Origin of the sequence: Bradyrhizobium sp. HKCCYLS20291 (genome assembly GCF_051167715.1) — a bacterium.
Classification (GTDB): Bacteria; Pseudomonadota; Alphaproteobacteria; order Rhizobiales; family Xanthobacteraceae; genus Bradyrhizobium.
Map to the genome: position 1 here is coordinate 62,918 of NZ_JBNPTO010000010.1, position 13,834 is coordinate 76,751.

Below are 13,834 nucleotides of genomic sequence, written 5' to 3' on the forward strand. Positions count from 1 at the left end.
TGACCCCCGCCATGACCATGATCGCTTGAGATGAGGAGCCGCACGACCGCATGCTCGCTTTGGCCGACCCCGAGCTCGACAATGGACCGCGGACTGAAAAGTCCGCGACCATGCGGATGTGCGCGGTCAGCCGCGAGGTGCGGCCGATCGGCGAGCTGATCCGGTTCGTCGTCGGTCCGTCGGGCGAGGTCGTGCCCGACATCAAGCGCAAGCTGCCGGGACGGGGTCTTTGGATCACGGCATCGAAAGCGGCCGTTGCGGAAGCGGTGCGGCGTCACCATTTCAGCCGGGGGTTCAAGACCAACGTCCGCGCCCATCCGGCACTGGCCGATGAGCTGGACGCTCTGCTCGTCCGCAGCGCGATCGAGGCGCTGGGGATCGCGGCCAAGGCCGGTCAGGTCGTCTCGGGTTTTTCCAAGGTAGAGGCGGCGCTGTCGCAGCGGCAGTCCAGGGCCACGTTGGCCGCCATCCTGCACGCGGCCGACGGTGCGGCCGACGGGATTCGCAAGCTCGACGCCCTCGCCCGCCCGAACGGCGGGGAAGACGGACAAGCCCTGACATTTCCGATCATCTGCTGCCTCACTTCGGCAGAATTGGATTTGGCACTTGGGCGCTCAAATGTGATACATGCTGCCGTGCTCGCAGGCCCGGCGAGCAGGACATTCCTGTCGCGCAGCCAGACACTGGTCCGATACCGGTCGGCCGACGCTGACAAGATTGCCGGAACCGCGGCCACGAAATCTGCTTCGACTTCGAAGACATAGCAACTGAATACGCGACGATTTGCACGAATGGGACGGTGCGGCAGACCCGCACGCTGGTAAACGAGATTAGGACGACTGAATGGCCGATCAAAACACTCCGGGCGACAAGAAACTCGGTGTCCCGAGCAAGACCTTGACGCTCAAGCCGCGCGTCGAGACTGGCACGGTGCGTCAGAGCTTCCCACACGGCCGGAGCAAGCAGGTGGTGGTCGAGAAGCGGGGCACCAAGCGCCGCGCCGGCGACGGCCCCGATGCTCCGCACGCGCCGGAGCCGGTCGTCGCCAAGGCGCCGCCGCCACCGCCGCCGCCGAGCAACCGCCCGTCCGGTCCGCGTCCAGGTGCTCAGCGCAGCGGGTCCGGCGTCGTGCTGCGCACCCTGACCGAGGACGAGCGTTCGGCCCGCGCCAGCGCGCTCGCCGACGCGCGAATCCGCGACGTCGAGGAACGCCGCCAAGCCGAGGAAGAGGCCCGCCGCCGCGCCGAGCGCGAAGCAGCCGAACGCGCCGAGCGCGAGGCCGCCGAGGCGCGCCGCAAGGCCGAGGAAGAGCGTCACCGCCACGAGGAAGAAGCCAAGCGCAAGGCCGAGCTCGAGGCCAAGAAGCGCTTCGGCGAAGGCGAGGCGCCGCGTCCGGCAGCATCGGCCCCGCAGCCGTCATCGTCGTCCGCTCCGGCCCGTCCGGCCCAAGCCCCCGGCCGCCCGGTCGGTGCTCCCGGCAGCCGTCCGCCGCAGATCGGCGGCGGAAGTTCACGTCCCGCCGGTACGCAGCCCGGCGGCGCACGCCCGGCTGGCGCCCGTCCCGCCGGTGGCGGTCCGCTCGGTCGTGCACCGGGTGTCGCAGCAGGTCCGGACGAGGATGAAGGTCCGCGGCAGATCCGCCGTGGTCCCGGTGGCGCGGCGCGTCCGGCGCCCCCGCCGAAGACCACGCACAAGCCCGGCCCGCAGAAGCAGCGCGGCCGCCTGACCGTCGTGACCGCGCTCACCGCCGACGACGTGCGTGAGCGCTCGATCGCCTCGTTCCGCCGCCGCACTCAGCGCCTGAAGGGCCACGCCGCCAACGAGCAGAAGGAAAAGCTGATCCGCGAGGTCACGATTCCGGAAGCGATCACCATCCAGGAACTGGCGAACCGCATGTCGGAGCGCGCGGTCGACGTGATCCGTCTGCTGATGCGCCAGGGCGCCATGCACAAGATCACCGACGTGATCGACGCCGACACCGCGCAGCTGATCGCCGAAGAGCTCGGCCACACCGTCAAGCGCGTCGCCGCCTCGGACGTGGAAGAGGGTCTGTTCGACGTCGTCGACGACTCCTCGGACACCGAGCCGCGCTCGCCGGTCGTGACCGTCATGGGCCACGTCGACCACGGCAAGACCTCGCTGCTCGACGCGCTGCGCCACGCCAACGTGGTCTCAGGCGAAGCCGGCGGCATCACCCAGCACATCGGCGCCTATCAGGTGACCGCGCCGGACTCCGGCAAGAAGATCACCTTCATCGACACGCCCGGCCACGCCGCATTCACCGCGATGCGCGCCCGCGGCGCCAAGGTCACCGACATCGTCGTGCTGGTGGTCGCGGCCGATGACGGCGTGATGCCGCAGACGATCGAGGCCATCAACCACGCCAAGGCGGCGAAGGTGCCGATGATCGTGGCGATCAACAAGATCGACAAGCCCGACGCCCGTCCCGAGCGCGTCCGCACCGAACTGCTCCAGCACGAGGTGCAGGTCGAATCGCTGGGCGGCGAGGTCGTCGACGTCGAGGTGTCCGCCAAGAACAAGACCAATCTCGATCGTCTGCTGGAGATGATCGCGCTGCAGGCCGACATCCTCGACCTGAAGACCAATTCGGATCGTCCGGCCGAGGGCACCGTGATCGAAGCCAAGCTCGATCGCGGCCGCGGACCGGTCGCTACCGTGCTGGTCCAGCGCGGCACCTTGCGTGTCGGCGACATCATCGTCGCCGGCGCCGAGATGGGTCGCGTCCGCGCGCTGATCTCCGACCAGGGCGAGGCCCTGCAGGAGGCCGGCCCGTCGGTACCGGTCGAGGTGCTCGGCTTCAACGGCCCGCCGGAAGCCGGCGATCGTCTCGCCGTGGTCGAGAACGAAGCCCGTGCCCGCCAGGTCACCAGCTATCGCGCGCACCAGAAGCGCGAGAACGCGGCAGCCTCGATCTCCGGCATGCGCGGTTCGCTCGAGCAGATGATGTCGCAATTGAAGACCGCGGGCCGCAAGGAATTCCCGCTGGTCATCAAGGCCGACGTGCAGGGTTCGCTGGAAGCCATTCTCGGCTCGCTGGAGAAGCTCGGCACCGACGAGGTCGCCGCGCGTATCCTGCATGCCGGCGTCGGCGGCATCAGCGAATCCGACGTCACGCTGGCGGAAGGCTTCAACGCCGCGATCATCGGCTTCTCGGTGCGAGCCAACAAGGAAGCCGCCGCGCTCGCCAAGCGCAACGGCATCGAGATCCGCTACTACAACATCATCTACGACCTCGTGGATGACGTGAAGAAGGCGATGAGCGGTCTGCTCGCGCCGACGCTGCGTGAAACCATGCTCGGCAATGCGCAGATCCTGGAGGTGTTCAACATCTCCAAGGTCGGCAAGGTCGCCGGCTGCCGCGTCACCGACGGCACCGTCGAGCGCGGCGCCAATGTCCGCCTGATCCGCGACAACGTCGTGGTTCACGAGGGCAAGCTGTCGACGCTGAAGCGCTTCAAGGACGAAGTGAAGGAAGTGCAGGCCGGCCAGGAATGCGGCATGGCCTTCGAGAGCTACGGCGACATGCGTGTCGGCGACGTCATCGAGTGTTATCGCGTGGAGACCATTCAGCGCTCGCTGTAAGTCCGAATCCTACAGAGCGCGCTGTCCTTTCAAGTGAGCAGCGATTCCGTGCATCAGCGGAATCGCTGCCCGTCTTGAACTTAACCAAGCGTTGTTGAACTCAATCAGAATGATCCTCTCGCCCGCGCTCACGCCGGGCGACGATCCATTGGATTTTTCGCAAAATGCCTCGTCATCATCAGAGGGGAAGCGCCGCTTCCGGCGGTTCGCAGCGCCAGTTGCGCGTGGCCGAAACGGTGCGTCACGCTGTCGCCGACATTCTCAGCCAGGGTCAGGTGCACGATCCGGACCTGGAGGGACACATCGTTACGGTGCCCGAAGTCCGTATGTCGCCCGACCTCAAGCTCGCAACGATCTACATCATGCCGCTCGGCGGGCGCGACACGGACGTCGTGATCGCGGCGCTGGAGCGCAACAAGAAGTTCCTGCGCGGCGAGGTCGCGCGCCGCGTTAACCTGAAATTTGCACCTGACATCCGCTTCCGTGTCGACGAGCGATTCGACGAAGCGGAACGGATCGAGAAATTACTAAGAACACCTGCGGTGCAGAGAGACCTCAATTCGGATTCGGAAGAGAGCTGATGACCATTCCCCCCGAAACCGGCACTGTCGATACGCCCCACGCCGACACGACCGCCGTTACGATCAAAAAAAATCACGCCGCCGACGGGCGTCCGCGCGACAACAATGATCCGCGCAGCAAGCAGCAGCGGGGCAACCAGCCGCGCCGCGACCGCCGCGACGTTCATGGCTGGGTGGTGCTCGACAAGCCGATTGGCATGACCTCGACCCAGGCTGTGGCCGTGGCCAAGCGGCTGTTCCAGGCCAAGCGCGCCGGTCATGCCGGCACGCTCGATCCGCTGGCCTCGGGCGGCCTGCCGATCGCGCTGGGCGAAGCCACCAAGACCGTGCCCTTCGTGATGGACGGCCGCAAGCGCTACCGTTTCACCGTCACCTGGGGCGCGGAGCGCGATACCGACGACACCGAGGGACGGGTGGTCGAGACCAGCGAGAACCGCCCGGATGCCGCGGCGATCCGCGCCCTGCTGCCGCAGTTCACCGGCCGGATCGAGCAGACCCCGCCGCGCTATTCCGCAATCAAGATCCAGGGCGAGCGCGCCTATGATCTCGCCCGTGACGGCGAGGTCGTCGAGCTGCAGCCGCGCCCGGTCGAGATCCACGAACTGATCCTCGTCGACCAGCCCGATCCCGACCATTCGGTATTCGAGGCGGAATGCGGCAAGGGAACCTATGTCCGGGCGCTGGCCCGCGACATGGGCCGAATCCTCGGCTGTTACGGCCATATCAGCGCTCTCCGGCGGACCCTGGTCGGTCCGTTTACCGAGAACGACATGATTCCGCTGGAACAACTGGAGGCTTTGTGCAATAGAGCCGCGTCCGGTGAGGGAAGCCTCGCCGACGCACTGCTGCCCGTTGAGACCGCGCTGGACGACATCCCGGCACTGGCCGTCACTCGGGCTGATGCGGCAAGGCTCCACAGGGGCCAGGCCGTCTTGTTGCGCGGACGGGATGCGCCCCAGAGTAGCGGCACAGTCTATGTCACGGTCGCAGGCCGCCTTTTGGCGCTTGCCGAAATTGGCAATGGCGAACTCATCCCCAAGCGCGTGTTCAACCTGACCGGACTGACTGCCAGCTCCGGTCGCAACGAAAGAGACTGACGATGTCGGTGACCGCAGAGCGCAAAGCGGAAATCATCAAGGCGAACGCCACCAAGGCCGGTGACACCGGTTCTCCCGAGGTGCAGGTCGCGATCCTGTCGGAACGCATCAACAACCTGACCGGCCATTTCAAGACCCACGGCAAGGACAACCACTCCCGCCGCGGCCTCCTGAAGCTGGTCTCGACCCGCCGTTCGCTGCTCGACTATCTGAAGAAAAACGACGAGGCGCGCTACAAGGCGCTGCTCGAGAAGCACAACATCCGTCGTTGAGCTTCGACCTCAAGTGAGCGCGCGCGAGTTCGCGCGCGTGATGGCATGGTCCCGAGAGAGCGCCGCGAGTTGCGGCGTTCGCGAGTCCGGGATCATGCGGTCTGGCTGGACATAGCAACAAGCAGATACGCTTTGCGACCGGTCCCGCCCAGACTGTGCAGTACGCCTCAGCAGCAATCCGGCCGCTGGGCGTGACGGGCAAGGTGCCCGTTATTTACGAGAAGGATGGACGCCATCCGAAATAAGAAAACCATGGCAGGATCGCAGGGCGCTGCTCGTTCTCCAGCGCCCTGCAATCTTGCGCATGGTTTTTTTGTTTCCGGGGGGTCTGCCTTCACTCATCTCATGAAAGAAGATACCCATGTTTACCAAGCATTCCGTCGAGATCGACTGGGGTGGGCGTCCGCTCAAGCTGGAAACCGGCAAGATCGCGCGCCAGGCTGACGGCGCCGTTTTCGCCACCTATGGCGAGACCGTCGTGCTCGCCACCGTCGTGGCCGCCAAGGCGCCGCGCGAAGGCGTCGACTTCCTGCCTCTGACCGTCGACTATCAGGAAAAGACCTACGCCGCGGGCCGCATCCCCGGTGGCTATTTCAAGCGTGAGGGCCGTCCGACCGAGAAGGAGACGCTGGTCTCCCGCCTGATCGACCGCCCGATCCGTCCGCTGTTCGTCGACGCCTGGCGCAACGAGACCCAGGTGATCGTCACCGTGCTGTCGCACGACATGGAGAACGATCCGGACATCGTCGCGCTGGTCGCCGCGTCCGCCGCGCTGACCTTGTCGGGCGTGCCGTTCAAGGGCCCGATCGGCGCTGCCCGCGTCGGCTTCGCCAATGACGAATACATCCTCAATCCGACCCTCGACGAGATGACCGACACCCAGCTCGACCTGGTCGTCGCCGGCACCTCGGAAGCCGTGCTGATGGTGGAATCGGAGGCCAAGGAGCTCAACGAGGACATCATGCTCGGCGCGGTGATGTTCGGTCACCGTCACTTCCAGCCGGTCATCAACGCGATCATCGAGCTCGCCGAGAAGGCCGCCAAGGAGCCGCGCGACGTCGCGATCATCGACAACAGCGCGATCGAGAAGGAGATGCTCGGCATCGCCGAGCAGGACCTGCGCACCGCCTACGCGATTCCGATCAAGCAGCAGCGCTATGCTGCGGTCGGCGCCGTCAAGGAAAAGGTGATGGCGCACTTCTTCCCGGAAGGCCAGGAGCCGAAATACGACAAGCTCCGTGTCGCCGCCGTGTTCAAGGAGCTCGAGGCCAAGATCGTTCGCTGGAACATCCTGGACACCGGCAAGCGCATCGACGGCCGTGACGCCAAGACCGTCCGCAACATCGTCTGCGAAGTCGGCGTGCTGCCGCGCGCCCACGGTTCGGCGCTGTTCACCCGCGGTGAGACCCAGGCGCTGGTCGTGACCACGCTCGGCACCGGCGAGGACGAGCAGTACATCGACGCGCTGTCGGGAACGTACAAAGAGACGTTCCTGCTGCACTACAACTTCCCTCCCTACTCCGTCGGTGAGACCGGCCGCCTCGGCGGCACCAAGCGCCGCGAGATCGGCCACGGCAAGCTCGCCTGGCGCGCCATCCACCCGGTGCTGCCGCCGCACCACGAGTTCCCCTACACCACGCGCGTGGTGTCGGAGGTGACGGAGTCCAACGGCTCGTCCTCGATGGCCACCGTGTGCGGTTCGTCGCTGGCGCTGATGGATGCCGGCGTGCCGCTGAAGCGGCCGACCGCTGGTATCGCGATGGGCCTGATCCTCGAGGACAAGCGCTTTGCTGTCCTCTCGGACATCCTCGGCGACGAGGACCACCTCGGCGACATGGACTTCAAGGTCGCGGGCACCGAGAGCGGCATCACCTCGCTGCAGATGGACATCAAGATCGAGGGCATCACCGAGGAGATCATGCGTGTGGCCCTGGGCCAGGCGCGTGACGGCCGCATCCACATCCTGGGTGAGATGTCCAAGGCCCTGACCGCGGCCCGCGCCGAGCTCGGCGAGTACGCGCCGCGCATCGAGACCTTCAAGATCCCGACCGACAAGATCCGCGAAGTGATCGGCACCGGCGGCAAGGTGATCCGCGAGATCGTCGAGAAGACCGGCGCCAAGGTCAACATCGAGGACGACGGCACCGTCAAGGTCGCTTCCAGCGACGGCGAGGCGATGAAGGCCGCCATCAAGTGGATCAAGTCGATCGCCTCCGATCCGGAGGCCGGCCAGATCTATGACGGCACCGTCGTCAAGGTGATGGAGTTCGGCGCCTTCGTGAACTTCTTCGGCACCCGCGACGGCCTCGTGCACATCTCGCAGCTCGCCGACAAGCGCGTGCAGAAGACCACCGACGTCGTCAAGGAAGGCGACAAGGTCAAGGTCAAGCTGCTCGGCTTCGACGATCGCGGCAAGACCCGGCTGTCGATGAAGGCCGTCGATCAGACCACCGGCGAGGACCTCGAAGCCAAGCAGAAGGACGCTCCCGCCGAGGCGCGTGAAGCCGCCGGCGAGTAAGCCTGCGGTTCTGCTAATGAGATACGAAGGGCGGCTCTCGGGCCGCCCTTTTTGTTGATCGCCGGTCCCTCCACGTCATCGCGAGCGAAGCGAAGCAATCCAGGGCCGCGCCCCGCGACTCTGGATTGCTTCGTCGCGGAGCCTGTCATCGGGCCGCGCTTTGCGCGGACCCGTTGGCTCCTCGCAATGACGGAGGAGAGAGCCTATGTCGGATCGAGCATCTCGCCGGAGGATCTTAGCCCATGTCCGAGACGATCATCCGCACTGCTGTCCCGGCCGAATACGACGCCGTCGCAACGCTCTGGATGGAGAGCTGGTGCTCGACCGGACTCGACAGCCCGAGCGAGACCCTGCTGAACATGCTGAAAGCACGCGTGCCGCGTGAGGTGGCTGGCGGCTGGAGTCTCTACGTGGCCGATGACGGCGGCACGCTCGGGGCGATGCTCGCGATCAACATCGAGCGGCTCTATCTCGACCAGTTGATGATCGCTCCCGCCTATCAAGGCCGCTCGCTTGGCCGCCGCCTGCTTGCCTTCACCCGCGATGTACTGCCCGACGAGATCTGGCTGCGCTGCGCGGAGGGCAACCAGAAGGCATGGCGTTGGTACGAGCGCGAAGGCTTCGTGCTCGAAAAGACGGAAGCTGATCCGATGCACGGCCGGATGATGAAATTCTATCGCTGGAAACGCGAAAGCCCCGCCAGGGTCTGATCTCGCCGCGTGCATTTGCGACGTGGTTCTCCTGTGGCCGGAAAGGCATTGCGCGCGGCTTTGCCGGGGAACTAGGTTCGGGTTCCCGACGGCATCCGCCGTTCTCGAACCGTACCGATGTCCGAGCTGCTCATGCTGATCCGCCGCCTCGCCGTCGCCGCTCTCGCCGTTGTTCTCATTCAGCCGTCGTGGGCTCAGGCGCCTTCCGCGTCTGCTCCCGCTGAGAAGCCGGCCGCTCCTGCTGAAAAGCCGCCTGCTCCCACTGAGAAGCCGCCGGCCGCTGCCAAGAAGTCAGTCGACAAGAAGCCGGCAGACAAGAAGTCGGCCGGCAAGAAGGCGGCTCCAAAGCCGGCCGCGGCCGTGGACAGCGGCCCGTGCGACATGGGCGTCATCACCGCGACGCACGACCTGTTCACCGTGCAGAAGATCGGGCTCACCGTCTTCAACAACGAGTTCGCCGAGATGCCAGTGAACTGGGGGATCGACGATCTGATCTACGCGCGCATCAAGGCCGCGGGCGGCGCGGGCGTTCGGCGCATCACCTACGACAAGCAACTGTTCGACAATTTCGAGAAGCCGAAGCTGTTCTTCCTGCGCCAGGAGAGCGAGACGCTCACCGGCGTCGTGAAGCAGATCGTGGCGTCGGCCGGGTGCCGCCGCTATCTCGTGGTCCGGCGCCAGACCAACCGCATCGGCAACACCGATGTGAACGCCACCGGAGTCGGCATCCTCCAGATGGGCCCGTTGTTCACCCGGACCTTCATCTTCGCCTATCTCGACATCCGGCTGCTCGACGGTGAGACGTTCGAGACGCTGCGCAACCCCAACTTCACCGTTCAGCGTGTGCTCCAGAGCCTCGGTGAGGACCTGGTCAAGATCCCCGGCATGGTCGACGTCGATCAATCGCTGTATCCCGCCGTCGCAGCGGAAGCCGCCAACAATGCCGGCCTGCGCGACGTCATTCGGCGTCTCGTCAGCGGGCAGCTCGATCGCGACATGCCGGCGTATTTCAAGGCGGAAGAGCACTGACCAGGGCAGGCCTACCGAGATGACACCTCCCATGACGTGTTCGGCTCACCGCGCGTTCGCCACGCCAGTCTGGCGCCGCCTCGTCCCGCTGCTGCTCGCATTGGCCGCCACGCCGGGCAACCTGCTTGCGCAATCCGCGCCGTCGACACCGACCACCAGAGCCGCGCCCACAACAGGGATCACGAATGCCAAATCCGCCAAGCCGGCAGCAGCCGCGCGGGACGCGGGGCGCTGCGATACCGGACTGATCGCCGCGGTCGGCGACGTGTTTTCCGTGCAGGACAGCGGCATTTTGCAGCTTGGCGGTGACTTCAAACGGGTGCCGGTTTCCTGGGGCTTCGACGACCTGATCTACGCGCGCGCAAAAGCCGCGGGCGGCGACCGAGTTCGCCGCATCGCTGTTCCGAAGGGTGCGTTCGACCCGCTGTATCAGTCGACATCGGCCGCGGAGGCAAATCTGGTCTTGACGGCCATCGTCAGGAAGGTCGCCGGCTCCGCCGGCTGCGCGCGCTATCTCGTGATCTTACGTGCATCCGGCCACGAGCCATCGACTTATGACACGGTGTCGGGCATCGGAGTCGTTAGCCGTGTGGCGGGGCTGGTGCGCTACACCCACGTGTTTGTCATGCTCGCCGCTCAACTATTCGATGGCGCAACATTCGAGAAGCTCAAGCCTCCGGCGAGATCGAAAAGCTTCATGTCGTTTCTGACCTCGGGCATGGGCCCGCCGTCTCACGCCGGGGACGTCGACAACTCCGTCTTTCCCGCAAAGCCGGAAGACGCCGCCAGCAACACGGTGTTGCGCGATATGGCGCGGTCCATGCTGCGGTTCCGGCTCGACCAGGCGTTGCCGGACTATTTTGCTCACGAGTAGGCTTGGGGCGATTACAGCCTGACCTTGAGGGTCGCGAAGCCGGACTGCTGGACGAGGCCGGATGGCGTCGCACGCAGCCCATAACGAAAGCTGAGATCGAGCTGATCGTTGCCGGCGGCGATGAGCCCGACGCCGGTCGAATAGACCCAGGGCGACAGGCCGAGACCGCTGGTGACGAAGCTCTCACCGCCGCCGGAGAAAGCGGCGCCGACCTGCAGGCGCTGGTTCAGCGCATTGTATCCGGCGCCGACATCGGCCGTCAGACGGACCCGCTTTGCCACCTGATAGATGGCCTTCAGCCCGGCGGTCGCCGTCAGCTCCTGATAGGTCTGCGGATCGACGTTCAGGCTGAAGCCGCCCGCGCCGCTTTCCCGATAGGCATTGCTGCGCACCGTGCCGTAGTCGAGGCGCAGTGACGGAACTATCGTGAAGGCATCGGTCAGCGACACCGGCGTCTTGAGACCGGCGCCGGCATGGCCCGTGCTGGAGCGATAACTTCCGCCAGCCGATGCAGTCATGAAGCTCAACGTTCGGCTCTCGCCATTGTCACTCCAACCACCGTCGAGCTGATAGTCCAGCATCAGGCCGCGGCTGATGGCGTAGGCACCGTAGAGCCCGAGATGGTAGGATGACAGATCGAGACGGTTCGCGACCCCGTCGTCACTCCCCGCGATCGTCTGCCGTGAATAGCCGAACATGCCGCCGAAGATCGCTTGCGAGGAGATTGCTGCGTCGGCGCCGATCGCCAGGCCGCCGCCGGACGCGTTGTAGCCGGGAACGTCGTCGCGCCCCGCCTGCCGTGCGCTGCCGCCGAGCGGCTGCATCCAGACGTTCCGGCCGGCAGCGCCACCGAGGCCAATGTCGTCGAGCCTGTTGGTCATCGTCTGCCGGACCTCGCGCTGCGTCACATAAGTGGCCTGCGAGGCGGCACCGGTCAGCACCGGGAGGGTCTGCTTCACCGCGTTGCTGAGCGACGTCCCGCTGAGATTGTCGAGCGCGGCAAAGCCCGAAACCATGGATCCGCTCCATCCTGCGGAGGTCATCGACAACCTGTACAGCACGCCGGCCGCTTCGAGGCCGACGCGGCCACCCGCGGCGCGGAGCGTGTCGCCATAGGGCTGGATCAGCGACATCGTCGCCAGATCTCCGGTCAGGCTGCCGGTGAGATCGTAGGTCGACGTGATCATCTGCGCGCCGGAGGCGCTGCCGGTCGCGGTGCCGTAGAGGCTGGTGAGATTGCCGCGGGACAGCGTGTTGAACAGCACGCTGCCCTCCGGCGTGACCGAGCCAAGCAGCGTGAAGCCGCCCGCGGCGCTGCCGGCGGGAGCCGCACCGGCGCCCCAGAAATAGCCGTTCTGGTAGTTGCTGATGACGAAGCGGCCCGGCGCCTGCGTGCCGAACAAAGTCGGGCTGACGATGCGCCATGGCGTGCCGGCCGTCCACGCCCATTGCGGCACCGAGTTCGCCGGCACCGGAGCAGACGGCGGCGGCGTGAAGGTCGCGGGATCGTAGGGCAGCATGTAGGCCCAATGCGACACCAGCAGCGTGTCGCCGGTGATCATCTGCATCTCCATGCTGGAGACGCCGCCGATCGTCCGCATGTTGCCGAGCCCGACCGTCACGGTGCCGCCGCCCGTCGGCGTGAACAGCATCGTGATCTGCCCGCCGGGCGTGACGAAGCCCTGGATGGTCGAGGTGTCGGTGAGCAGTGACGGGCCGATCCTGAGCTGTGCAACGCTGGTTCCGGTGAAGGAGCCGTTGATCGCCGTGCCCAGGGTCCACAGCGTCTGATCGCCGATTGCGATCGGGTTCGTGAAGCCCGTCTTCGGCGATATGTAGGCTAGCAGCTGGGCCGTCGGCACATACCAATGCGTGTTGGAGATCGTGGAGTCCCAGAGCGTCGACTGTGCCCGGGCCGGAGTGGCACCGCCCGCAGCCCATGCACCGCCGATCGTCGCACACAGGACGATGCTTCGGACCTTCCAACGCAGCATCGATGATCACTCCACGATGTGTCTTGCCGCCGGCGCGCACCGCTGGCCATCCCTGACGACGCGCGCCCCCATGCATTCGTCGTCGACGAGACGGGCGACCGCCAGAGCGCGCGACGATGGCCTGACTATCCCGCAGGGGACGCCTGGTTCAATTGCGACAAATTGGGTCGATCACAGCAATTGTCGCCGCGAATGGCCGGATGCTGGTCCGGTTGGGCGAGCGGGACGGCTTGCGCCCATGCCAATTTGCATTCTAGCTTCGGCGTGACGTCAACGACATCTCGCCGGAATTCATGTCCTTTGCCCGCGCCCTCGCAGCCGTGCTGATCGTTGCCCTCATTGTCGGAGGCAGCCCTGCAGGTGGCCAACCTGCGGCGAGCCCGACCCGGTCTGATCGGACGGGTGCACGGGACCAGGGGAAAATTGCGCAGACCTTGCGCTGCAACCTCGGACTGATTTCGATCGCGGGCAACAAGTTCGAGGTCACGAGCGAGGGGCTTTTCACATTCCAACGGACCCATCGGTACGATCAGGTCGACTGGATGCGTTGGTGTTCAGTCGGGTCCAAGCCGCTGCCCGCGGCCTTGCCGTGCGCAACATCGCCTATGACAAGGATGAACTGCACCGGCCAAGAAAGAAGTCCGAGGTCTTCTCGAGCTTGGCGTCCGACATCAAGGATTTCGCACGGACCGTTTCGACCGGCACGTCGTGTGACCGCTACGTCGTGATTTATCGCGAAGCATACCCGATCGCGTCGGCTCGCTATTCGCCGACCGGCTTCGGTGTCACGCGGGTTCAAGGCTTGGGGGCGAAGGACAGGGCCTATCTCCATGCCCTGACCGCGATCCGGATCTACGACGGAAAGAGCTTCGAGCTGCTCGGTGAGGCCCGCGCTCCGGCGCCGCGAATCGATCTCAAGGGCGACTGGCAGGCCTACCAGCCGGTGCAGGAGATCGACGCAACCGAATACCCGACCGCTCCACAGCAGGGCGCCAGGAGCGTTGCCTTTCGCGACACCATCCGATCACTGCTGGCAAGAAGCCTCGACTGGACCCTGCCTGCGCTGCTGCGATCGGAAGGTCGGCCAAGCGGAAATTGACACGACGGCACCGAACACGGCCTCGCGTCGCCTGCTCCTGCATCGGGAAGCTCAGGC

The 13,834-nt window shown here is 65.7% G+C and carries 11 protein-coding genes; 10 read left to right on the top strand and 1 reads right to left on the bottom strand.

Features of this window, described 5'->3' with window-relative positions:
* Positions 1-50: 50 nt before the first annotated feature.
* The 9 genes from ACQR07_RS21970 (at position 51) to ACQR07_RS22010 (ending at position 10,684) form a co-directional block, all read left to right on the top strand.
* Entirely contained in the window at positions 51-764 is a 714-nt protein-coding gene (locus ACQR07_RS21970; RefSeq protein WP_434904246.1) for an RNA-binding protein, read from the top strand.
* 79 nt (positions 765-843) lie between these two features.
* Complete coding sequence (gene infB, locus ACQR07_RS21975) at positions 844-3,603, top strand: translation initiation factor IF-2 (protein ID WP_434904247.1); 2,760 nt, start codon at positions 844-846, stop codon at positions 3,601-3,603.
* 164 nt (positions 3,604-3,767) lie between these two features.
* Positions 3,768-4,184 carry a 30S ribosome-binding factor RbfA gene (rbfA, locus tag ACQR07_RS21980; RefSeq protein ID WP_434904248.1) on the top strand — a complete coding sequence of 139 codons (417 nt, stop codon included), beginning with the start codon at positions 3,768-3,770 and terminating at the stop codon, positions 4,182-4,184.
* Positions 4,184-5,281, top strand: a complete 1,098-nt coding sequence (truB, locus tag ACQR07_RS21985; RefSeq protein WP_434904249.1) for a tRNA pseudouridine(55) synthase TruB — start codon at positions 4,184-4,186, stop codon at positions 5,279-5,281. The genes rbfA and truB overlap by 1 nt, the downstream gene beginning before the upstream one ends.
* Positions 5,282-5,283: 2 nt before the next feature.
* Entirely contained in the window at positions 5,284-5,553 is a 270-nt protein-coding gene (gene rpsO, locus ACQR07_RS21990) for a 30S ribosomal protein S15 (protein WP_015663225.1), read from the top strand.
* Between the two features lie 361 nt (positions 5,554-5,914).
* A complete protein-coding gene (gene pnp, locus ACQR07_RS21995; RefSeq protein ID WP_434904250.1) occupies positions 5,915-8,071 on the top strand; it encodes a polyribonucleotide nucleotidyltransferase in 2,157 nt (718 codons plus the stop codon).
* Positions 8,072-8,313: 242 nt separating this feature from the next.
* The gene (locus tag ACQR07_RS22000; protein ID WP_434904251.1) at positions 8,314-8,781 is read left to right on the top strand and encodes a GNAT family N-acetyltransferase; all 468 of its coding nucleotides are present in this window, start codon (positions 8,314-8,316) and stop codon (positions 8,779-8,781) included.
* Positions 8,782-8,898: 117 nt separating this feature from the next.
* Entirely contained in the window at positions 8,899-9,810 is a 912-nt protein-coding gene (locus ACQR07_RS22005; protein ID WP_434904252.1) for a hypothetical protein, read from the top strand.
* Positions 9,811-9,841: 31 nt separating this feature from the next.
* Positions 9,842-10,684, top strand: a complete 843-nt coding sequence (locus tag ACQR07_RS22010) for a hypothetical protein (RefSeq protein ID WP_434904253.1) — start codon at positions 9,842-9,844, stop codon at positions 10,682-10,684.
* An 11-nt stretch (positions 10,685-10,695) separates the two neighbouring features.
* Here ACQR07_RS22010 and ACQR07_RS22015 read toward each other — a convergent pair whose 3' ends face one another.
* Complete coding sequence (locus tag ACQR07_RS22015; protein WP_434904254.1) at positions 10,696-12,678, bottom strand: autotransporter outer membrane beta-barrel domain-containing protein; 1,983 nt, start codon at positions 12,676-12,678, stop codon at positions 10,696-10,698.
* A gap of 589 nt (positions 12,679-13,267) precedes the next feature.
* Between ACQR07_RS22015 and ACQR07_RS22020 the strand changes: the two genes are divergently transcribed.
* Positions 13,268-13,777, top strand: a complete 510-nt coding sequence (locus tag ACQR07_RS22020; protein ID WP_434904255.1) for a hypothetical protein — start codon at positions 13,268-13,270, stop codon at positions 13,775-13,777.
* Positions 13,778-13,834 lie beyond the last annotated feature (57 nt).

Excerpts from the sequence above, each read along its gene's own strand:
- infB (WP_434904247.1), top strand. The coding sequence starts at position 844 with ATGGCCGATCAAAACACTCCGGGCGACAAGAAACTCGGTGTCCCGAGC.
- ACQR07_RS22015 (WP_434904254.1), bottom strand. The coding sequence starts at position 12,678 with ATGCTGCGTTGGAAGGTCCGAAGCATCGTCCTGTGTGCGACGATCGGC.
- ACQR07_RS22005 (WP_434904252.1), top strand. The coding sequence starts at position 8,899 with ATGTCCGAGCTGCTCATGCTGATCCGCCGCCTCGCCGTCGCCGCTCTC.
- rbfA (WP_434904248.1), top strand. The coding sequence starts at position 3,768 with ATGCCTCGTCATCATCAGAGGGGAAGCGCCGCTTCCGGCGGTTCGCAG.
- ACQR07_RS21970 (WP_434904246.1), top strand. The coding sequence starts at position 51 with ATGCTCGCTTTGGCCGACCCCGAGCTCGACAATGGACCGCGGACTGAA.
- truB (WP_434904249.1), top strand. The coding sequence starts at position 4,184 with ATGACCATTCCCCCCGAAACCGGCACTGTCGATACGCCCCACGCCGAC.
- rpsO (WP_015663225.1), top strand. The coding sequence starts at position 5,284 with ATGTCGGTGACCGCAGAGCGCAAAGCGGAAATCATCAAGGCGAACGCC.
- ACQR07_RS22010 (WP_434904253.1), top strand. The coding sequence starts at position 9,842 with ATGACGTGTTCGGCTCACCGCGCGTTCGCCACGCCAGTCTGGCGCCGC.
- pnp (WP_434904250.1), top strand. The coding sequence starts at position 5,915 with ATGTTTACCAAGCATTCCGTCGAGATCGACTGGGGTGGGCGTCCGCTC.
- ACQR07_RS22000 (WP_434904251.1), top strand. The coding sequence starts at position 8,314 with ATGTCCGAGACGATCATCCGCACTGCTGTCCCGGCCGAATACGACGCC.